At 71.8% G+C, this 21,096-nt stretch carries 17 protein-coding genes; 6 read left to right on the forward strand and 11 right to left on the reverse strand.

From position 1 onward, the window contains the following. Positions 1–24 precede the first annotated feature (24 nt). Genes ACWCSU_RS07000 through ACWCSU_RS07010 form a run of 3 tightly spaced genes read right to left on the reverse strand, consistent with a single transcriptional unit; the run spans position 25 to position 2,830 of the window. The gene (locus ACWCSU_RS07000) at positions 25–444 is read right to left on the reverse strand and encodes a hypothetical protein (RefSeq protein ID WP_449934120.1); all 420 of its coding nucleotides are present in this window, start codon (positions 442–444) and stop codon (positions 25–27) included. Beyond that, positions 441–1,958 (reverse strand): hypothetical protein, encoded by a 1,518-nt coding sequence (locus tag ACWCSU_RS07005; protein ID WP_449934122.1) that lies wholly within the window; start codon positions 1,956–1,958, stop codon positions 441–443. Before ACWCSU_RS07005 ends, ACWCSU_RS07000 begins: the two co-directional genes overlap by 4 nt. 53 nt (positions 1,959–2,011) lie before the next feature. Further along, positions 2,012–2,830, reverse strand: coding sequence for a DUF4253 domain-containing protein (locus tag ACWCSU_RS07010; protein ID WP_357697800.1), 819 nt, complete (start codon positions 2,828–2,830; stop codon positions 2,012–2,014). Positions 2,831–2,956: 126 nt separating this feature from the next. On the opposite strand from ACWCSU_RS07010, the gene ACWCSU_RS07015 reads away from it, so the two are divergent. After that, positions 2,957–3,541, forward strand: coding sequence for an HAD family hydrolase (locus ACWCSU_RS07015; protein ID WP_364090371.1), 585 nt, complete (start codon positions 2,957–2,959; stop codon positions 3,539–3,541). 55 nt (positions 3,542–3,596) lie between these two features. On the opposite strand, the gene ACWCSU_RS07020 is transcribed toward ACWCSU_RS07015, so the two are convergent. Together ACWCSU_RS07020 and ACWCSU_RS07025 are read right to left on the reverse strand one after the other, a co-directional pair. Further along, a complete protein-coding gene (locus tag ACWCSU_RS07020) occupies positions 3,597–3,959 on the reverse strand; it encodes a hypothetical protein (RefSeq protein WP_357697804.1) in 363 nt (120 codons plus the stop codon). Positions 3,960–4,203: 244 nt separating this feature from the next. Then, entirely contained in the window at positions 4,204–5,325 is a 1,122-nt protein-coding gene (locus tag ACWCSU_RS07025; RefSeq protein WP_449934125.1) for a TIGR03118 family protein, read from the reverse strand. A 119-nt stretch (positions 5,326–5,444) separates the two neighbouring features. On the opposite strand from ACWCSU_RS07025, the gene ppgK reads away from it, so the two are divergent. The 3 genes from ppgK (at position 5,445) to ACWCSU_RS07040 (ending at position 10,847) form a co-directional block, all read left to right on the forward strand. Continuing rightward, a complete protein-coding gene (gene ppgK / locus ACWCSU_RS07030) occupies positions 5,445–6,173 on the forward strand; it encodes a polyphosphate--glucose phosphotransferase (RefSeq protein WP_357697808.1) in 729 nt (242 codons plus the stop codon). Between the two features lie 104 nt (positions 6,174–6,277). Next, on the forward strand, positions 6,278–10,150 hold the full coding sequence (hrpA, locus tag ACWCSU_RS07035) for an ATP-dependent RNA helicase HrpA (RefSeq protein WP_449934127.1): 3,873 nt from the start codon (positions 6,278–6,280) through the stop codon (positions 10,148–10,150). Between the two features lie 31 nt (positions 10,151–10,181). Then, positions 10,182–10,847, forward strand: coding sequence for an HAD family hydrolase (locus ACWCSU_RS07040; protein WP_364090359.1), 666 nt, complete (start codon positions 10,182–10,184; stop codon positions 10,845–10,847). Between the two features lie 18 nt (positions 10,848–10,865). On the opposite strand, the gene ACWCSU_RS07045 is transcribed toward ACWCSU_RS07040, so the two are convergent. From ACWCSU_RS07045 to ACWCSU_RS07060, 4 genes are all read right to left on the reverse strand, one after another. Continuing rightward, the gene (locus ACWCSU_RS07045; RefSeq protein WP_357697814.1) at positions 10,866–11,192 is read right to left on the reverse strand and encodes a DUF5709 domain-containing protein; all 327 of its coding nucleotides are present in this window, start codon (positions 11,190–11,192) and stop codon (positions 10,866–10,868) included. Between the two features lie 81 nt (positions 11,193–11,273). After that, positions 11,274–12,812, reverse strand: a complete 1,539-nt coding sequence (locus tag ACWCSU_RS07050; RefSeq protein WP_449934130.1) for a gamma-glutamyltransferase family protein — start codon at positions 12,810–12,812, stop codon at positions 11,274–11,276. Positions 12,813–12,838: 26 nt separating this feature from the next. Next, entirely contained in the window at positions 12,839–14,089 is a 1,251-nt protein-coding gene (locus ACWCSU_RS07055) for an MFS transporter (RefSeq protein WP_357697818.1), read from the reverse strand. A gap of 119 nt (positions 14,090–14,208) precedes the next feature. Further along, positions 14,209–15,942: an ABC transporter ATP-binding protein gene (locus ACWCSU_RS07060; RefSeq protein WP_449934133.1), complete on the reverse strand. Its 1,734-nt coding sequence runs from the start codon at positions 15,940–15,942 to the stop codon at positions 14,209–14,211. A 70-nt stretch (positions 15,943–16,012) separates the two neighbouring features. Between ACWCSU_RS07060 and ACWCSU_RS07065 the strand changes: the two genes are divergently transcribed. Further along, positions 16,013–16,432 (forward strand): MarR family winged helix-turn-helix transcriptional regulator, encoded by a 420-nt coding sequence (locus ACWCSU_RS07065; RefSeq protein WP_357697821.1) that lies wholly within the window; start codon positions 16,013–16,015, stop codon positions 16,430–16,432. 62 nt (positions 16,433–16,494) lie between these two features. Here the strand turns inward: ACWCSU_RS07065 and ACWCSU_RS07070 are convergent, their stop codons facing one another. Then, positions 16,495–17,574, reverse strand: coding sequence for an amidohydrolase family protein (locus tag ACWCSU_RS07070; RefSeq protein WP_449934135.1), 1,080 nt, complete (start codon positions 17,572–17,574; stop codon positions 16,495–16,497). A 60-nt stretch (positions 17,575–17,634) separates the two neighbouring features. Next, positions 17,635–18,789 (reverse strand): PucR family transcriptional regulator, encoded by a 1,155-nt coding sequence (locus ACWCSU_RS07075; RefSeq protein ID WP_364090346.1) that lies wholly within the window; start codon positions 18,787–18,789, stop codon positions 17,635–17,637. Between the two features lie 110 nt (positions 18,790–18,899). Here ACWCSU_RS07075 and ACWCSU_RS07080 point away from each other — a divergent pair, with 110 nt between their 5' ends. Then, entirely contained in the window at positions 18,900–21,011 is a 2,112-nt protein-coding gene (locus ACWCSU_RS07080) for a M6 family metalloprotease domain-containing protein (RefSeq protein ID WP_357697826.1), read from the forward strand. Positions 21,012–21,096 lie beyond the last annotated feature (85 nt).

Consider the following 21,096-nt stretch of genomic DNA (forward strand, 5'->3'; position numbering starts at 1 on the left):
GCAGATCCGTGAGCAGATCCGTGATCAGAGCAGGCGGCCGCCGCGCAGCCGCCATTCGACGAACAACACCCGCATCGGCCCGTTCACGAACAACCACTGGCCGAGCCAGACGAAGGCGAACATCACCGCGAACGCCCCCGCGCCGACCGGGCCGGTGACCCCGGGAACGAGCCCGCCGTCCAGCAGCAGCCACGTCAGCAGCCCCTCGGGCACGGCCGTGACCAGCCCGAACAGCGTCGGCCAGTCCTTGTCCCAGCGGAACTGCATGAGCAGGTGGTACAGCAGCTCCCAGCCGACGCCCGCGACGGCGACGACCAGCAGCACGAGATAGGCGTCCTTGAAGGACATCGGCAGCACCAGGGTGATCAGCGCGGTCAGCGCCGCGCCCACGGTGGCCAGCGTGAACAGCCGGGTCTGCAACCGCCCGGCCAGCGTCGGGATCAAGCGGGCCTCCTGTTCGCCACCCACCGCAGCCACTGGGCGGCGGACCTCATCGGCCCGAGCCCCTTGCAGAACCCGCGCCTGGTCAGGTCGGCGGCGATGTCGAGCGCGGCGGTCTGCATGCCCAGGAAGCTGTCCACGGCCAGGAAGTGGTTGCCGGCCGTGGCGGCGCCCGAGGCGTACAGGACGCCGCCCTCGCTCTCGGCGCCGAGCACCTCGAAATGCGGGCCGACGCGCAGCCGGCCGGCCTTGTTGGGCTGGGCGCCGCCGTGCCGCAGCAGGTCGTCGAGCACGCGGTGCTCCGGCATGTCGGCCTCCAGCCCGGTGCAGTCGATGATGAAGTCGGACACGTACTGCATGGCGGCGGCGTGCACGCTGCTGGTGTGGGTGACCAGGCGGCCGTCGGGGGCCTGCTCGATGCGGTCGACCACGGCCTGGGTGGGGTGGTACCAGTTGCCCTGGCGGCCCCTGCGCATCTGCTCCTGCCAGCGGGCCAGCTTCGGGGTGGTGGTGCCGGCCACCGTCTTGGAGATCGCGGCGCGCTGCTCGGGCGTGGCCTTCCTGAAACGGGCCTTGAGCTGGCCGCCGAAGGCCGACTTGGGCATCGTGAACGCCTGGTAGGCCCAGCCGTCGCCGCCCTGGCGCCGCATGAAGACGCTGGGGCCGTGCGGGCCGGCCACGTACGTGCGGAACAGGTGGACGATCTGGGTGTGCAGGCCGTACCGCTCACGGTCGTCCATCAGGCGCTGGAGCACCCGCGAGGCCACGATCCCGGCGCCGCGCACGACCACCACCCCGGGACGCTTGCGCAACTGGTCGTAGACGTGCTCGTGCGGCTCGTACGCGTTGACCACCCGGTACCGCTCGCCCTTGGCCTGCCGGAACTCCTGGAGGTCGTCGAGGAACTTCAGCCCCGGGTAGCCGACGGCCAGGTGCACGTACTGGGAGCGCAGCACCACCCGCTTGGTCGGCGAGGTGCCCGACGGCGGCGTGAGCACGGTGAAGTACCCGCCGCCCAGCCGTTTCCTGACCATGCGCACCTGGCCCTTGGCCAGCATGTGCCAGTAGCCGATGCGGTCGGCCTCGCGCCGCACGGTCTGCGTGACCAGCCCGGCGCGCGGGCTGTAGAAGTCGGTGAACAGCGGCTCGGCGAGCACCTGGAGGATCGGCTTGAGCGAGCCGTCCTGCCACGCCTCCTGCACCGCGTACGAGGGGAAGCCCCAGATGTTGTCGGGACGCGCGCCGGCGTCGGAGCGGATGCGCTCGTGCGCGGGCAACTGGGAGACGCGGGTCAGGTACTCCCACGTCTGCCACGGGGTGTCGCTGGTGGACAGCACCCGCATCGCGGGGATCGGCACGCCCCGGACGCGCAACACGTCGACCAGGGTGAACGAGCCCAGCCCGCCGCCCACCGACACCAGCGGCACGTCATGGACGGGGATGCCGGCCGCCTGCACCAGCCGGTCCGTCCAGGACGAGGAATGCAGCAGCTCCGGAGTCAGATCTCCCCGTGACATTCTGTGACCGAGCCCTCCCTGTCGCGGTTAAAGCTAGCGTAAAAGCCGGGCATTCAGTCCCACCAGAACGACCAGGCGTGTTGCCCGATGATCTGGTCGGCGTACCCCTGGAGGTCGCCCGGCCCCTGCACGACGTTGTCGGGGCAGAACGCCCAGTGCTCGGCGGCGACGTGCAGGGCGTGCTCGGGGTCGGCGGGCGGCGCGGCCACGCTCAGGTCGAGCGTGTTGAACCCGACGCTCACCACGCGGGCCCCGAACCGGTCCTCCCAGCTCCGCACCACGGCCGCCAGCGGCACCATCCACTCGTTGTGGTGCAGCGCGCCCTGCCAGCCCATGACCGCCAGCGCGTCGGCCCCCCGGCCGGCCGCCACCAGCCCGAGCGGCATGCCCTTGGGCGCCAGCTCGCGGGCCAGCCAGTCGGCCACGTCGCCGGGGTCGGCGCGGGGCACCCCCGGCGGCGCCAGCCCCGGGCAGAGCGCCCCGTACGGCTCTAACTCCGCCAGCGCGTCGCGCGGCATCTGCGACACCCACTCCTGCCACACCTCGGTCATGAACCCCTCGGCGGTGAAGTGGCCGATCAGCAGCGGGTCGTCGGGCACGATCTGCCCGATCGCCCACGGCTGGGCCGACTCGTCGAGCAGGACCGGCCACAGGCCGCTGTGCGGATGCCAGACCCGCATGAAGGACCAGTCCTCGCCCGCGGCGCGCTCGTCGCTCATCCAGAACGCCGGCCGGGCCGCCGCGACCTGCCGGGTGTAGGCCGGGTCGGGCCAGACCACGTCGCCTTCGGGCAGGCCCGGGGGCAGTCTGCGCCCCTTGCCGCCGTCGGCGAACAGCTGGCACAACTCAGGTGGCAGCTGGTGATCGTCCATGCCCTACCGTTCCGATACCGAATCCCGTCTCGGAGATGGTAGTGCCGCGGGTCGCCCCGGGTCTTTGGTGGCACGCGAAACCTTCTCGGACCAGCGGATGCGGTGCTTCACGGCACAATGATGGCTGTGATCCCCTTCGACGCGGTTCTCACCGATCTTGATGGCGTGCTCCGCCTCTTCGACCACACCGTCCAGGCCGAGATCGAGGCCAGGTACGCCCTGCCGCTCATGGCCACGGCCTTCGCCCCGGAGCTGATCGAGCCCGCCACGCTGGGCCGGATGACCGAGCGCGAGTGGCTGGACGCGGTCGCGGTCGCCCTCGGCGGCGACGAACGCGCCAGGCAGGCGGTGGCCGAGTTCGGGGCGGTGCCGTTCCGGGTGGACGAGGAGGTCAGGGCGCTGCTGGCCAAGGCGCAGCAGCACGTGCCGGTGATCATCGTGACCAATGCCATGGACACCGTGGAGGAGCACCTCGACCGGCTGGGCCTCACCTACTTCGCCGACGACCTGGTCAGCAGCGCCAGGGTCGGGGTGGCCAAGCCCGATCCGCGCATCTACGAGATCGCCGCCGAACGCGCCGGGGCCGACCCCGCGCGCTGCCTGTTCGTCGACGACCGGCTGCCGAACGTGGAGGCCGCCAGGGCGCTCGGCATGACGGGCGTGCACTACCGCAGCGTCGCCGACCTGGCGGCCGTCCTCGGTCACCTCTGAGCGAGGACGTGCGACGGCCCCGCCCGCGGGGAAGCGGGCGGGGCCGTCGGCGAGGTCAGTCGGCGCAGATGGCGAACACGCTGATGCCGACGTCGTTGTAGCCGATCTGGCGGCCGAGGGCGATCCAGCCGCGGGCGTCATCGGTGGGGAACGACCCCACCAGGATCGCGCCGTTGCCGCGGGCCTCGCCGCCGCCGCCGAGGACGTGCTTGCTCCCCGGGCAGTAGACCGTGCGGCGCTGGAAGTTGGGGACGTTCGCGTTGGGCAGGGTGACGAGCTGGTAGCCGGGCGGCAGCGCCGCCTGCCGGGTGGCCGCCGAGACGGGGCTGGACGCCTGGAGCGCCACGACGGTGGCCGTCACGCAGGCCGCGGTGGCGAGGGCGGCGACGGAAAGGAACAGAGACTTCTTCGATGGCATGGTCTCTCCTTGGCCTGTTCCCTGACGGTCACGGTTTCCGGGCAGCACGCGGCACGCCGGCTTGTGCGGTGCTGTGGGGGGAGACGTGAGGGCAGGGACGAGGGTGCTGACACGTTGAGTATCTGCTCCGTCGCATTCCGTGTCCATACGTGATTCTCAGGTTTTCCGGAGATCCCGCCAGGTGGGAGGTGTTTCCGGCGCGGCTCGCGCCGGCCGCGCCGGAAACGTCGAGGGCCCCCGGGGGTCAGTAACCGCCGCCGCCGTAGGGCGACTTCGTCTTGGGGGCGGAGCGCGGCGTGGGCGCCGGCGTGCTCGCGGGGGCGGCCGAGGAGGTGGGCTTGGTGCCGGCGGGGGCGATCATCCCGATCAGGCCGTGCTTGGCGCCGTCGATGCCGGCCGAGAACCACAGCGTGTTGACGCCGCCGGTGGCCGCGGTGCCGGGTTCGAGGTCCCACAGGCCGGGGAGCGTGACGGGACGGCCGTTGGACGTGGTGATCGCGCCCAGGTGGCGGTTGTTCTTGTAGGCGTGCACGGTGCCGTCGCCGAAGTTGCCGACCAGCAGGGCGCCCGCGTACTGGCCCCAGCCGCGCGGCGCGGCGGTCATGGCCCAGGGGGCGTTGAGCCCGACCTTGGAGATGCGGCCGGTCAGGCGGCCGTCGGCGTTGAAACGGCTCACGAAGCCCTTGCCGGCGCCGAAGACGGGCTTGCCGGTGGCACGGTCGCGCAGCGCGTACGACACCCAGACGCTGCCGTTGACCACGGCCACGTTGTAGGCGTTGTAGCCGCGCGGGACCTGCGAGTCCTGGAACTGCCAGCCGGCCAGGCGGATGCGCCGGAAGTTCTCGTCGAAGGCGTGCACGCGCCCGTGCGCGAAGTCGGCGGCCAGCAGGAAGTCGCCGTCGCCGGTCCGGACGAGCTCCAGACCCTTGTAGTCGGCGCCACGGGTGAACGCGGCGATGACGGCGTTGGCCGGGTCCGCCTCGGCGTTCCAGCCGGTGATCGCGCCGCTCGGGCTGCAGAAGATGAACGTGGCGGGCCGCCCCTTCACGGTGAAGCCGTCACCCGGGTTGAACACCTGGCCGGTCGGGGAGCCGCCCGGGATCCACACCTCGGTCTTCTCCTTCCTGCCCGTGCCGGAGTAGACGGTGGCGGTGCCGGTGCCCGCGTTGGAGACCCACAACGTCTTGCCCATGGCCAGGCCCCACGGGTTGACGACCTTGGGGTCGGTGACCGGGGCCTTGCCCTTGACGTCCGACACCAGGTTGATGACGTCGAAACGGGTCCTGGTGGTCGCGTGTGCGGGGGCGGTGAGAGTCGCTCCCGCGACGGCCGCGACAGCGCAGAGTGTGATGATGCGGAGTCGCATCCGTGCCTCCTAGTTAGCGCTTGTGACGCGAGATACGCGGAGGGCGTGGAGCGGGTTCAGCCGGGCCGGAAATATCGGTAGGCGAGTTTTCCCGTCCAGGGCGGGGGAGAAGGAGAGTCATGAACGTGTTGGGCATCGACATCGGCGGCTCGGGAATCAAGGGCGCCCCGGTCGACACCGAGGCCGGAGAGCTCGTCAAGGAGCGGTTGCGCATCGCCACGCCCCAGCCGGCCAAGCCCGAAGGGGTGGCCGAGGTGGTGCGTCAGATCGTCGAGCACTTCGACTGGGACGGCCCGGTCGGCGTGACCTTCCCCGGCGTCGTCGTCGACGGGGTCGTGCACACGGCGGCCAACGTCCACCACTCGTGGATCGGCGTCGACGCCGCCCGGCTGTTCGGCGGCGCGACGGTGCTGAACGACGCCGACGCCGCCGGCATCGCCGAGATGACCTTCGGTAGGGGCCGCGACCAGAAGGGGACCGTGCTGATCCTGACCTTCGGTACGGGCATCGGCAGCGCCCTGTTCGCCGACGGCACACTCGTCTGCAACACCGAGCTCGGCCACCTGGAACTGCGCGGCAAGGACGCCGAGGAGCGCGCGTCGGCGCGGGCCCGCGAGGAGCACGACCTGAGCTGGGAGAAGTGGGCCGATCGGGTCGAGGAGTACCTCAGGCACGTGGAGATGCTGTTCTCGCCGGGCCTGATCGTGATCGGCGGCGGCGTGAGCAAGAAGGCCGACAAGTTCCTGCCGCACGTCACCCTCGACACGCCCGTGGTCCCCGCCGCCCTGCAGAACGAGGCCGGCATCATCGGGGCCGCCCGCCACGCCGCCAGCCGGACGGCCGGATAGGGGGACGGGCGGCGCGGCGATATTGGGATGCGGGAGGCGGCCCGTGTCGGGCACCATGGGCCGTTGGCTCCGGGGCCACGGGGCTCAAATATCCTGAAAGCAGTATGGGAACGCCTCCGTTGTCCTCTCCGCTCGCCGACCTCCAGTCCCGCCTGCCCGAGCTCATGCCGCGCGACCAGCGGCGGCTGCGGCGCAGGCTCGACGGCATGCGCCGGGTCCGCTCCCGTGACGCCCGGGACAAGATCGCCACCGAGATCCTCGCCGACGTCGAGCGGGCCGAGCAGCGGCTGGCGCGCCGCCGCGAGGCCGTGCCGCAGGTCCGGTATCCGGAGAACCTGCCGGTCTCCCAGCGCAAGGACGACATCCTGGCCGCCATCCGCGACCACCAGGTCGTGATCGTCGCGGGCGAGACCGGGTCCGGCAAGACCACCCAGATCCCCAAGATCTGCCTTGAGCTCGGGCGCGGCGTGCGCGGCCTGATCGGCCACACCCAGCCGCGCCGCATCGCCGCCCGCACCGTCGCCGAGCGCGTCGCCGAGGAGCTCGGCACCGAGCTCGGCGAGGTCGTCGGCTACAAGGTCCGCTTCACCGACCAGGCGAGCGACCGCACCCTGGTCAAGCTGATGACCGACGGCATCCTGCTGGCCGAGCTGCAGAACGACCGCATGCTCGACCAGTACGACACCCTGATCATCGACGAGGCCCACGAGCGCAGCCTCAACATCGACTTCATCCTCGGCTACCTCAAGCAGCTCCTCCCGCAGCGCCCCGACCTCAAGGTCATCATCACCAGCGCCACCATCGACCCCGAGCGCTTCTCCCGCCACTTCGGCGACGCGCCGATCATCGAGGTCTCCGGCCGCACCTACCCGGTCGAGGTCCGCTACCGCCCGCTGGCGGAGGACGACGACCAGACCGGCGGCATCGTCGACGCCTGCCGCGAGCTGGTCACCGAGGGGCCCGGCGACATCCTGGTCTTCCTGTCCGGCGAGCGGGAGATCCGCGACGCCGCCGACGCCCTGACCAAGGCCGACTTCCGCAACACCGAGATCCTGCCGCTCTACGCCCGGCTGAGCGCCGCCGAGCAGCACCGCGTCTTCCAGCGCCACACCGGCCGCCGGATCGTCCTGGCGACCAACGTGGCCGAGACCTCGCTGACCGTCCCCGGCATCAAGTACGTGGTCGACCCGGGCTTCGCGCGCATCTCCCGCTACAGCCACCGCACCAAGGTGCAGCGCCTGCCCATCGAGCCTATCTCGCAGGCCAGTGCCAACCAGCGCAAGGGCCGCTCGGGCCGCACCTCCGACGGCATCTGCATCCGGCTCTACGAGGAGGAGGACTTCCTCGGCAGGCCGGAGTTCACCGACCCGGAGATCCTGCGCACCAACCTGGCCTCGGTCATCCTGCAGATGACCTCGATCGGGCTGGGCGACATCGAGGCGTTCCCGTTCGTCGAGCCGCCCGACCGCCGCCAGGTCAAGGACGGCGTCAACCTGCTCCACGAGCTGGGCGCGTTCGACGCCCAGGGCAAGCTCACCGGCGTCGGCCGCAAGCTGGCGACCCTGCCGGTCGACCCGCGCCTTGGCCGCATGGTGCTGGAGGCCGAGAAGAACGGCTGCCTGCGCGAGGTGATGGTGATCGCCTCCGCGCTGTCCATCCAGGACCCGCGCGAGCGGCCGTCCGACAAGCAGCAGCAGGCCGACGAGAAGCACCGGCGCTTCGCCGACCCCGAGTCCGACTTCCTGACCTACCTCAACCTGTGGAACTACCTGCGCGACAAGCAGAAGGAGCTGTCCTCCAGCGCGTTCCGGCGGCTGTGCAAGGCCGAGTTCCTCAACTACCTGCGGGTCCGCGAGTGGCAGGACATCTACAGCCAGGTCCGCCAGGCGCTCGGCGCACAGCCCGGCAGCGTGGCCGCCGACCCCTACCAGGTGCACGTGTCGCTGCTGGTCGGCCTGCTGTCGCACATCGGCGTCAAGGACGTCATGGACAAGCAGCGCGCCGCCGACGGGCGGCGGCCCATGCAGGAGTACATCGGCGCGCGCAACGCCCGCTTCGCCATCTTCCCGGGCTCGGCGCTGGCCAAGAAGCAGCCGCAGTGGGTGATGTCGGCCGAGCTGGTCGAGACCTCGCGGCTGTGGGCCCGGGTCAACGCCAAGATCGAGCCCGACTGGGTCGAGCCGCTGGCCCAGCACCTGGTCAAGCGCACCTACTCCGAGCCCCACTGGGAGAAGAACCAGGGCGCGGTGATCGCCCTGGAGAAGGTCACCCTCTACGGCGTGCCGCTCGTCGTCGGCCGCAAGGTCAACTACGGTCGCGTCGACCCCGACCTGTCGCGCGAGCTGTTCATCCGGCACGCCCTGGTCGAGGGCGACTGGGACACCCACCACCGCTTCCTGAAGGACAACCGCCGGCTGCTCGAAGAGGTCGAGGAGCTGGAGAACCGGGCCCGCCGCCGCGACATCATGGTCGACGAGGAGGTCCTGTACGACTTCTACGACCAGCGCGTCCCCGCCGACGTCGTCTCGGCCAGGCACTTCGACTCCTGGTGGAAGAAGGCCGGGCGGGAGCAGCCCGAGCTGCTCACGTTCTCGCCGGAGATGCTGGTCAACGAGGGCGCCGACATCAGCGCCCGCGACTATCCCGACACCTGGAAGCAGCTCGGTCAGCGGATGAAGCTGACCTACCAGTTCGAGCCGGGCGCCAACGCCGACGGCGTCACCGTCCACGTGCCGTTGCAGGTGCTCAACCAGGTCAACGCCGACGGGTTCGACTGGCAGATCCCGGGCCTGCGCGAAGATCTGATCACCGCGTTGATCCGGTCGCTGCCCAAACACGTGCGCCGCAACTTCGTGCCCGCCCCCAACTACGCCAAGCAGGTGCTGGCCGGGGTCAGGCAGGGCGGCGAGCCGCTGCTGGAGGCCGTCGAGCGCGAGCTGCTGCGGCTCACCGGCGTCCGGGTGCCGCACGACGCCTGGCAGCTCGACCAGGTGCCCGACCACCTGCGCATCACCTACCGGGTGATCGACGAGCGCAAGCGCACGGTCGCCGAGGACAAGGACCTCGACGCGCTCAAACGCCGGCTCGCGCCGCGCCTGCGCAAGACGCTGTCGGAGGCCGGCGACGACCTGGAGCGCACGGGCCTGCGGACCTGGAGCTTCGGCACCCTGCCCAAGGTGTTCGAGCAGGGCCGGATGAAGGGCTACCCGGCGCTCGTCGACGCGGGCGACTCGGTCTCCGTCAAGATCTTCGAGACGGCCGCCGAGCAGCGCCGCGCCCACTGGCCCGGCACCCGCCGGCTGCTCCTGCTCAACGTCACCAACCCGGCCAGGTCCCTGCTCGGCGGCCTGTCCAACCAGGCCAAGCTGGCCCTGTCCCGCAGCCCCCACGGCGGCGCCGTGGCGCTGTTCGACGACGTGGTCAACGCGGCCGTCGACAAGCTGATGCTCGACCTCGGCGGCCCGGCCTGGGACCCGGCCGGGTTCGACCGCCTCTACCAGCACGTCCGGGCCGTGCTGCACGACACGGCGGCCGACGTGCTGGCCAAGGTCGAGCAGATCCTGAGCGTCTGGCACGCCGTGGGCACCCGCCTCGACGGCCTGCGCGCGAGCGCCTCGACCGACGACGTGCGCGACCAGCTCGGCAAGCTCGTCTTCAAGGGCTTCGTCACCGCCACCGGCACCCGCCGCCTGCCCGACGTCCTGCGTTACCTGCGGGCCATCGAGCGCCGTCTCACCAAGCTCCCCGAGGAGCCGTGGCGGGACGAGGAGTGGATGGACCGCGTGCACAAGATCGAGGACGACTACCAGGACCTGCTGGCGAGCCTCCACCCGGCCCGCCGGGGCGACCCCGACGTGACGGAGATCCGCTGGATGATCGAGGAGCTGCGGGTCAGCTTCTTCGCCCAGACCCTCGGCACCCCCACGCCGGTGTCGGAGAAGCGCATCACCAAGGCGATGGAGAAGCTGCGGCCCTGAGCTCGGGGCGGCACACAGATGAACAGGGGGAATGATGGTCAAGGCCGTCAAGGCCGTCGTGCTCGACGTCGGCGAGACGCTGATCGACGAGACGCGCATCTGGTCGCGCTGGGCCGACCGGCTGGGGGTGAGCAGGTTCGTGCTCATGGGCGCGCTCGGCGGCATGGCGGCGCTCGACCGTTCCCACCGGGAGGCGTTCGAGCTGGTCCGGCCGGGGCTCGACGTGAAGGCCGAGATCGCCGCCTGGGAGCGCGACGACCCCGACGGCCTGCGCAACCACTTCGACGCCGACGACCTCTACCCCGACGTGCGGGTGGCCCTGGCGGCGCTGCGCGCGGCCGGGTTCCAGGTGATCATCGCCGGCAACCAGCCCCGCCGGGCCTTCGACGCCCTGGTGGCGATGGACCTGCCGGTGGACTCCGTGCACACCTCCGAGGGCTGGGGGTTGTCCAAGCCCGCTCCGGAGTTCTTCGCCAAGGTGGCCTCGGTGGCCGGGCGCGAGCCGGCCGAGATCCTCTACGTCGGCGACCGGCTCGACAACGACGTGCTGCCCGCCGCCCGCGCGGGCATGCGCACCGCGTTGCTGCGCCGCGGTCCGTGGGGCTTCCTGCACGCCGAGCGGCCGCAGGCCAAGACCGCCGACGTGATCGTCGACGACCTGCACGACCTGCTGCCGGCGCTGCGACGGCTCATGTGAGGGTTGCCGGCACCCCCCTCAGGTGAGGTCCTCGTCGGGGTCGATGCGCAGGGCGCGTTCCTCGGCCGACAGGTCCTCCCGGTCGGCGTCCCAGTCCACGCCGATGGCCTCGTCCTCGGTGTCGGGGTGGGCGCCCTCGTCGGGCTCGGTCAGGCGGTGTTCCGCCCGCGGGGCGCGCCGCGGGCGGTCGGGCAGCTCCTGGCGCAGCCGCTCGTCGAGCGTGGCCTCGCGCTGGGGGTCGTCCTCTTTGACCTCGTGGTGCAGGCCGAGGTCGTCGGTCCACTCCCTGACCTCGATGTCCTGCTCGTCGGCCATGCCGAATCGGTCCGGAGGTAGTTCGCTCATACTGCGCCCCTACCCACCATGCGGACCGAAATCCTATGACTTGGCCCGGTTTAGGGCGTCCGGTAGCGCATCCTTGTCCATTCAGCGGCCGATCGCGGCGCCGACGAGGGAGCGGGGGTCGGCGGCGCCCGCCAGCATGCCGTCGGGACGCACGTCGATGAGGTGGGCGTGGCCGAAGGCGCCCCCGTACGGCAGCGTGCGCACCGGGTGGCCGAGCGCGGTCAGGCCGTCGGCCCAGGTGGTGCCCTCCTCCAGGTCGAGCACGGCGTCGTCGGGGGCGTCCCAGGTGTCGAAGCCGTTGCCGCCGCCCAGCCGCCAGCGCGGGGCGGCCAGCGCCTGGCCGGGCTCCTCGCCGTGGCGCAGCAGGCGGGTGATGACCTGGGCCAGGATCTGCGGCTGCGCGTCGCCGCCCATCGTGCCCACGACCGTGCGCAGCCCGCCGCCGGGACGGGTGATCAGCGCGGGGGCCAGGGTGTGCGGCGGACGGCGGCCGGGGCCGTACTCGGCCGGGTGGCCGGGACGCAGCGAGAAGCCGATGCCGCGATTGTGAAGGTTGATCCCGGTACGCGGCTCGAAGAGCATGCCGCCGAACCCGGACGCGTTCGACTGGATCAGCGACACGCCCATGCCGTCGCCGTCGACCGCGCACAGGTACGTCGTGTCGCCGTCGGCGGACGGCGCCCGTAGCCGGTTGCGCCTGACCGGGTCGACCAGCGCCCGGCGGCGGACGATCTCGCCGGGGTCGAGCAGGTCCTTGGCGTCTTCGTGCAGCAGGGCGAGCCGGTCGTGCCCGGCGGCCCTGGCGGCCTCGGCCAGCAGGTGCGCCCAGGCCGGATGGCGGGGCGAGCCGGGCAGGTCGAGCCCGTCGAGGACGGCCAGGGACATCAGCAGCAGGTAGCCCTGGGAGTTGGGCGGCATCGACCAGACGTCGTGGCCGAAGGCGCGCACCCGCAGCGGCTCGACCCAGTCGGCGCCGGGGGCGGCCAGATCGGACTCGGTGAACTCGCCCGCGCCGAGCTCGATCAGGCCCTGCCCGAACTCGCCGAGGTAGAAGCCGTCGCGGCCGCCGTCGGCCACGGCCTGGAGGGCGCGGGCCACGCCGGGGCGGGTGATCCGGTCGCCGGCCTGACGTACGTGGGCGAAGTCGCCGCCGCCGGGCCGCCCGGCCGCCGTTCGGGCGCCGGGGACCAGCAGCGGGGAGGCGGGGAAGCCGTCGCGGGCCAGCGCGATCGCGGGCCGCAGCAGCTCGGCCATGGGCAGGCGGCCGTGCCTGGCGTGCAGGGCGAACCACCCGTCGACGCAGCCGGGCACCGGCGTCGACCGGATGTCGTGCAGGTGCGGCATGCGGGTGTGCCCCTCGGCGCGCAGCCGGGCGGGGTCGGCGCCGGACCCGGCCCGGCCGGAGGCGTTCAGCGCGGTGACCGTGCCGTCGTGGACGAGCGCGAACAGGTCGCCGCCGAGGCCGCACATGTGGGGTGCGACCACGGCGAGCACGGCGTTGGCCGCGATCGCCGCGTCGGCCGCCGAACCGCCGCGGTCCAGCGCGCCCACCCCGGCGGCCGAGGCCAGGTGGTCGACGCTGGACACCATGCCGTTCGGGGCGTATCTGGTGTTGTGCACGTGAAGAGACTAAGCCCGTCCCGGAGTCAGGCGTTCTCCAGCCGTGGACGGAAGGCCGCCTGACGGACGGTCCGGCCGGACAGGCGGGCCAGCACGAGCGCCGCGAGCAGCGTCGCGGCCACGCACGACACGCCGCCGACGCCCAGCGACAGGCGCGGCCCGAACGCGTCGCTCAGCCAGCCGAGCAGCGGGCCGCCGATCGCGCCCGCGCCCGCGCTCACCATGCCGAGCGCGGCGAGGACCCGCCCGCGCATCTCCTCGGGGCTGTCGAGCTGCGCCCGCGCCGAGACCGTGGTGTCGATGATCACCGCGCCCGCCGCGATCGGCAGCATCATCGTGGCGAACGTCCCCAGGGCGGGCATCAGGCCGCTCAGCGCCTGCGCGACCCCGGTCAGGAACGCGGTGACCAGCAGCAGCCGGATCGTCAGGTGCGGCCGGGCGGCGGCCAGGAAGCCGCCCACGACGGTGCCGACGGCGAACACGGTGGACAGCAGGCCGTACCCGCCGGCTCCGGCGGCCAGCGGGCCCGCGCTCATGGCGGCCATGGTGACCTGGTAGTTGCGGCCGAGGCTGCCCAGCACGAGCGAGAGCGCCAGCACCACCAGCAGCCAGGGGGTGCGCAGGACGTACCGCAGGCCGGCGGCGACCGCGCCGGGCTGCCGCTCGGAGGCGGCGAGCCGGTGGAACTCCGCGCGCCGCATGGCCGCGACGGCCCCGATCACGACGAAGAAGGTGGCCGCGTTGAGCAAGAAGAGCCCGCCGTTCCCGGTCAACGGCAGCAGCACGCCGGCCAGGCTCATGCCGAGGATGCGCCCGGCCGAGTTCAGGACCGAGCCGAGCGCCATGGCGTTGGGCAGGTCGTCCGGGGGCACCACCTCGGCCCCGAACCGTCCCAGCGCCGGGCCGCCGAGCGCGGAGACCACGCCGCCCGCCAGCGCCACCGCGTAGATCGGCACGACGGAGTCGACGCCGGAGAAGGCGATCAGCGCCAGCACGGCGGCCAGCGCGGCCTGCGCGAGCTGCGCGGCCACGACGACGGGCCGGGTCGGCAGCCGGTCGGCCAGCGCGCCGCCCCACATGCCCAGCAGCAGCGTCGGCAGCGCCTGCATGACCAGGCTCAGCCCCACGCTGGTGGCCGACCCCGTCATGGTGAGGATGAGCCAGTTCACGCCCAGCACCTGCATCCAGGTCCCGGTGACGGAGACGATGTCGGCTCCGGCCCAGAGCCGGTAGTTGTGGTGGCGCAGGGCGCGGAAGGTGGAGGAGCGCGGTGGCAAGACTGGTCCTAGCCTCGGAAGGGGCAAACGGGGGAGTCAACGCGCGGCTCGATCGCGACGATACCGATTTGCCCGAAATGTGAGGTAAGACACGTTTAAAACTGGTTTAGGGCGAAATTTCAGACCAATTCGAGCGGGCGGTCCCGGTCCACCAGGGCCGCGTAGTGGCCGCCGAGGGCCATCAGCTCGTCGTGGGTGCCGCGTTCGACGACCTTCCCGCGGTCGAGCACGACGATCTGGTCCGCGTCGCGGACGGTCGACAGGCGGTGGGCGATCGTGATCGTCGTACGGCCCCGCGCGAGCGTGTCCAGGGCCTCCTGCACGGCTCGCTCGGTCTGGGTGTCGAGGGCGCTGGTGGCCTCGTCGAGGATCAGCACCGGCGGGTTGCGCAGCAGCGTGCGGGCGATGGCCAGGCGCTGCTTCTCGCCGCCGGAGAACCGGTAGCCGCGCTCGCCCACCATCGTGTCGTAGCCGTCGGGCAGCGAGGCGATGTGGTCGTGGATGCGCGCGGCCCGCGCCGCCTCCTCCAGCTCCTCGTCGGTGGCCGCCGGGCGGGCGAAGCGCAGGTTGTCCGCGATCGAGGCGTGGAACAGGTACGTCTCCTGCGAGACCACCCCGACCACCTCGCTCAGCGTCTCGAACGTCAGGTCGCGCACGTCCACGCCGTCGATGGTGACCCGGCCGCCGGTCACGTCGTACAGGCGGGGGAGAAGGTAGCTCAGGGTGGTCTTGCCCGAGCCGGTCTCGCCCACGACGGCCAGCGTCGTGCCCGCGGGGACGGTGACGTCGACGGCGTCGAGCGTGCGCTCGTCCTCGTAGGCGAAGTCGACCCGCTCGAAGCGCACCTCGCCGTGTACGCGGTCCAGGGTGCGGGTTCCGGGGTGGATGTCCACCGACAGGTCCAGGTACTCGAAGATGCGGCCGAACAGCGCCAGCGAGCTCTGCACCTCGACGCCCAGCCGCAGCAGCGACACCGTCGGCCGGAACAGGCTCGACTGCAGCGTGGTGAAGGCCACGAGGGTGCCGACGGAGATGACGCCGGTGTGGCCGACGGCCCAGTAGATCAGGGCGGGCATCGCGGCCATGATGATCTGGATCGACGACTGCCGCCAGCGTCCGGCCATGCTCGTCCGCACGCCCAGCTCGGCCAGCTCGTCGGAGGCGCGGCCGAACCGTTCGGTCAGCTCGGCGGAGCGGCCCATGGTCCGGCCCAGCAGGACGCCGCTGATCGACAACGACTCCTGGACCATCGAGGAGATCACGGCGAGCTTGCGCTGCCGTTCGCCGGTGATGCGCTTGCGCTCGCGGCCGACCTTCCTGCTGATCCACACGAACACCGGCAGCAGCAGGAGGGAGATCACCGTCAGCCGCCAGTCGAGGGCGAGCATGGCCACGATCGTGGCGAACACGGTGGTGAGGTTGGAGATGATCGAGGTGGCGGTCGAGGTGACCACCGACTGCATGCCGCCGATGTCGTTGGCGATGCGCGACTGCACCTCGCCCGTCCTGGTGCGGGTGAAGAAGGCCAGCGACATGCGTTGCAGGTGGGAGTAGACCGAGATGCGCAGGTCGTGCATCACCCGCTGGCCCACCGTGGTGGAGATCAGCGTCTGCAGCACGTCGAACACGCTCGTGGTGACCGCGACGGCGATCATGCCGAGCGCGAGCAGCGTGAGCAGCAGCGCGTCGCGGGACGGGATCGCCACGTCCAGCACCTCGCGCAGCAGGAACGGCGAGGCCAGCCCGACCAGGGACGACAGCAGGATGAACGCGCCCACCAGGGCCAGCCGGCCGCGGTAGGGGGTGAAGAGCCCGATGATGCGCCGCAGTGGCGCGCGTGGTTCGTCGGCCAAATGAGGCCTCCTTTCGGATGTCCACTCAAACAGAGGCTAACTCATAATTGTTCCGGCTAAACTCATCGGTATGGGAGAGAAGGAGCTGGCGGAGCTCTTGCACCTGGTCGGCAGGCGTCTACGGCACGGATACGTGCATGGGCTGGTGCCGCTCGGGCTCAATCCGGGGCAGGCGCGGGCGTTGCGGGTGCTCGGCGACGCCGACCGGCCGCTGCGCATGGTGCAACTGGCCGACGAACTGCGGATCGTGCCGCGCTCGCTGACCCCCGTCGTGGACGCGCTGGAGGAGGCCGGGCTGGTGCGCAGGGAGGTCGATCCGGCCAACCGCCGCTCGACGCTCGTCGTGATCACCGACGCGGGCCGGGCCATGGCCGAACGGGCGAGGGACGCCCGCAGGGCGGCCGGCGAGGGCCTGTTCGCGGTGTTGTCGCAGGAGCAGCGGGACCAGCTCAGAGACCTCCTGGCCGTGGTGGACGGCCAGTTCGGATGAGCGCCGTGCCGAGGAGAGGTGGCCGGTCCGGATGACCGCCGTGTCCGGGGGAAGCCGCCGGTTCAGACGGGGGTGCCGCCGATGACGGTGCCCAGGCAGGGCGGGCGGGCCATCAGCGCCGAGTACGGGTAACGCCCCCGGGCGTCGAAGACGGCGAAGTCGGCCCGGCTGCCCGGCCCGAGCGAGCCGACCCGGCCGGGACCGGCGGCCAGGCCCAGCGCCCGCGCCCCGCCCAGTGTCGCGGCCTCGACCAGGCGGCGGTCCAGCCCGCGTAACCGCAGGCCGAGCTCCCGGGCCCGCCGCCGGACGCCCGCCGCGAGCCCCAGCAGGTCGCCGGTGCAGCCACGGTCGTGGTCCTGGCCGCCCGGGTTCCGGCCGTCCGGGGCGTGGCTGCCCAGGGCGAGGCGGTTGCCCTCCTCCAGGAGGGCCAGCACGTCGGCGGCCCGCGCGGGGTCCGGCGGGCAGACGGCGACCACGCTCCGCCGCAACCGCAGCAGCTTGCGCTCGCCGGGGTCGAGCGGCCGGGCGCAGGTCACGTGGCAGTGGGGGCCGAGCACGCCCGCCTCGTCCAGGGCCATGGGCGAGTGCCGGTCCAGCCCGGCCAGCAGCCGCAGGCCGAACGTCCTGGCCAGCACGGCGACGTCCTCCAGCACGTGGGGGTCGCGGGTGCGGGCCGCGATCCCGACCGGGCACGGCCGGTCCACCTCGCGCAGCGCCGTGATCAGCGCGTCCCGGTCGTGGTCCTCCCACTCCTGCTCCGAGGCGCTGGAGGCGGCGACGTACGCGATGTCCGGCACGCCCGGCACGCCCGTGAGGTCGGCGGGCTCGGCGGGGTCGGCCACCACGGAGGCCCGCGTGGTCACGCCCGGTCCCGGCGGCGCCGGGCCGCAGCAGGCGTCCACCAGCCCGGGCACGATCGCCCCCGGCCAGCGGATCTCCTCCGCGACGGGGAAGCAGGACAGCAGTTCGGCCCGCGAGCCCACCTGGAGCACCCGCTCGCCCCTGATCACCACCGTGCCGTCGCGCACGGGCTCGGCGCAGACCGGCAGCACGAGGGGAGCGGAGTGGGCCACGACGGGCGCGGGCGCGCGCCTGCCCAGAACCGGCCCGGAAGCCCGGACAGCACGCTTCGCACCCGCCATAGGCGCTCCCGTCGGATTTTCCCTTTTGGCATTAAACGCGAGCGATGCCGGGGAAGGCAATCAGTCGCCGCGGGCGCCTCGGGGCTGGTAGCGCCCGGACAGGCGGGCCAGTTTCAGGCCGAGGTGCAGGGCCAGCCGCTCGCCGCCGTCCTTCAGGTCCGTACGCGCCAGCTCCTCCACCCGTTGCAGCCGGTAGTACAGCGAGGTGCGGTGCAGCCGCAGCGCCCGGGACGTCGCCACCGCGCTGCCCGCCAGGTCCAGGTACGTCTCCAGCGTCTCCAGCAGCGGCAGGTACTGCTCGTCGGCCAGCAGCCCGTCGAGCCCGGGATGCACCTCCTGGTCGGGAAGCTGGGTGAGCATCCGGTAGACGCCGAGCCGGGCCCACTCGGCCGACCGGCCGAGCCCCGGCACCCGCGCGGTCACCTCGGCCGCGTGCCGGGCCTCCGCGTACGACCCCGCCGCCTGCGCCAGCTCGTCCCGGGTACGCCCCACCCCCACGACCACGGGCACCGGCATGGCCGCGTGCAGCTCGTCGGGCGGGACCGGCGGCCCGGCGGTGAGCAGCACCGCGTGGTCGTAGCGCACCAGGTGCAGCGGATGGTGGCCGCTCAGCCGCCGCCGCAGCGCCAGCAGCCCCTGTTCGAGCGCCAGGCGCAGCCCCTCGTCGGGCTCGGCCGAGCGGGGCCGCGCCACCAGCACGGTCACCGGCTGGCCCTGCGGGAACGCCCCGGCCTCGATGAGCTGCCTGGCCGCGTCCCGTTCGCCGCGCAGCAGCCCGGTGACCGCCTCCAGCTCCCGGTGCGAGGCCAGCCCGGTGGCCAGGCTCTCGTGGAACAGCGCGAGCGCCAGCCCGGGGACGGCCGCCACGGCCTCGGCCACCTGCTCGGCGGACATCGACGGACCGGCGTCGATGAACCACAGGAAGCCGAGCAGGCCGTCGGAGTGCCGCAGGGGGACGCACACGCGTGGCAGCAGGCCCAGGTGCGGCGCGCCGGCCGTGCGCAGGGGGGCCTGTGCCTCGTGCACGCCCGCCGCCCGCAGCCACTCGCGCACCTCGGGGGTGGTGTGCCGGCGCAGGATGGAGTCGCGGCGGATGTCGTCCATGGCGCCGTTCTGCTCGCTGTAGGCGATCACGCGCTGCACGCGGTCCTCCAGCAGCAGGGGACGTCCGAGACGGACGGCGAGGTCGTCCACGATCCGCTGGAGATCCGCCAAAGCTCCACCTAGGTCACGCTGGACATTTCGACAAATGTCGGAAGGGTTGATACACGTCTTCCCTACAGCTGATCGGTGATCTCCGTCAATAACGTCTATACCGTCAATCCGTGAATGCCCCGAAGAAGCTGCTGAAGGGTTTGCTGGCGGCCATCGTGCTGATCCCGGTGAGCCTGATGGCGACCCCTGCTTCCGCAGCACCCCCCACCGCTGACCCCGAGTACCCCTGGCGGCAGAACCACTGGCCGCAGACCCAGCCCTGGCAGCAGGACGAGTCGGCCGACGCCCAGACGTTGCGCGCCCGTCCTCCCGGTGGCCTCACGCCCCTTGACCCGCAGAACTGGGAGAACCCCGACCACATGACGTGGGCGGACTACAAGAAGCCTCCCGGCACGAACTGGAGCGACCCGGCCGTCAAGGGCTCCAAGCGCACCTTCAAGGGCGCGCTGGTGCTGCTCGACTACCCCAACCAGGCGTTCGTCGTCACCCAGCCCAAGGGCTCGACGATCTACGCGAACCCGAGCGCCGAGGCCCACGACGTCCCGCGTGACCAGGTGGCCAAGTTCTACCAGGACTTCCTCAACACCCCGAACGCCCTCAACAAGGGCCACACCATCCACGAGTACTGGATGGAGGACTCCGGCGGCCGGTACGGCGTCGACCTGACCGGATTCGGCCCGTACACGATGCCGGGCAAGGACCACGAGTACGCGCTGGAGCCCGGCTTCAACGGCACCTCCGGCTGCCCGGCGGGCGACACCTGCAACAAGAACCTGCGCATCGACGGCCACAACGCCTGGATCAACGCCGTCGGCGAGGACGTCGCCAAGCAGTACGACTTCGTCTTCTACCTCAGCGCCGGCCAGGACGAGTCGTCCACCTGGCAGGAGTTCGGGATGATGAAGTTCCCGACCAAGGAGGACGTGCCCGACGAGTGGGGCCCGCCGGACCCCGCCCTGCCCAACTGGCTGAAGACCCGTTACGTCGACTGGTCCTCCTGGCAGGCGGCCTCCAACTTCTGGCCCAACGCCAACATCGGCGTCGACTCCGTCCAGGCCGAGAGCTCCGGCATGGCGGTCTACGCCCACGAGTTCAGCCACATCCTCGGCGTGCTGGACAACTACAACAACCCGTACGGGGTGCCGCCGGTCCGGGCGTACACCGGCGTGTGGGAGATGCTCAGCCGCGGCAGCTTCAACGGCCCCGGTGGACCGCACTCCCGCTGGCTGATCCCGCCCACGGCCGGCGCGTCCATGGGCGCCCAGCACATGCTGCGCAACAAGCTCAAGCTCGGCATGGTGGACGAGCAGAACGTCCTGCGCCTGTCGCGTGAGGCGCTCGACGAGTCCGGCCTGGTCACGGCCAAGATCCTGGCCCGCGCCGTACGGCCTGGGCAGGACGACCTGTCGGGCGTCAACATCACCTTCGACGCCCCCGGCGACAAGAGCAGCTGCTCGGCGACCGACCCGCTGTGCGACCGCGGCGGTTACCAGAACTACACGGTCGAGGTCGTGGACCGGATGGGCTCCGACTCCTTCACCCCCGACTCCGGCGTGCTGCTGGCCAAGACCAAGAACGAGGACCGGGCGCCGTTCGAGTGGGTGATCGACGCCAACCCGCAGGACATCGGCATGACCGACTACGTGATGCCCGACGGGACCAAGGTGCCGATCACCGTCGGCGACTACCGCCAGCTCTCCGACGCCCTCTTCCACGCCGGCACCGACTCCGGCAGCCAGTACGAGTACGTCGACCAGGCCAACCGCCTGCACTTCTACGTCACCGACCTCAAGCGCAACCGGAACGGCGAGCTGTCCTACACCGTCGCCATCCGCTCGCTGGACGGCTCGGGCCCGCAGAAGCGCGGCGTCCGGGTGCTGCCCGGGGCCGGCGTCCCCACCGGCAAGAACGTCTCCACCTGCACGTTCCCGGTGTTCAACACCGGCAAGGCGGCCCCCGCCCAGGGGCAGCACCCCGAGGACGTCAGCTCCTACCTCAACTCCGACGTCTACCGGGTCAAGGCCGAGGTGCAGGGCAAGGGCTGGACCGCCCAGGTGCCCAACGCCCTGGCCTCCGTCGCCTTCGGCAAGCAGGCGCCGGTGACGGTCAACGCGGTGCGTGCGCCCGGCGGCGACCGGCTGGCCCGCGTCAAGCTCACCGCCACCTCGGAGAGCGACCCGAGCAAGACCGCCACGGCCACCTGTCACGTGATCGGCCTGTAGCGGAACGATGGGGCACGGCTGGCGCTCGCCGTGCCCCATCGGCTTGAATCACCCTCGGAAGGGGGTGTTCGGTGCCGGGAAACTT

It is taken from the genome of Nonomuraea sp. NPDC001699 (genome assembly GCF_053596455.1).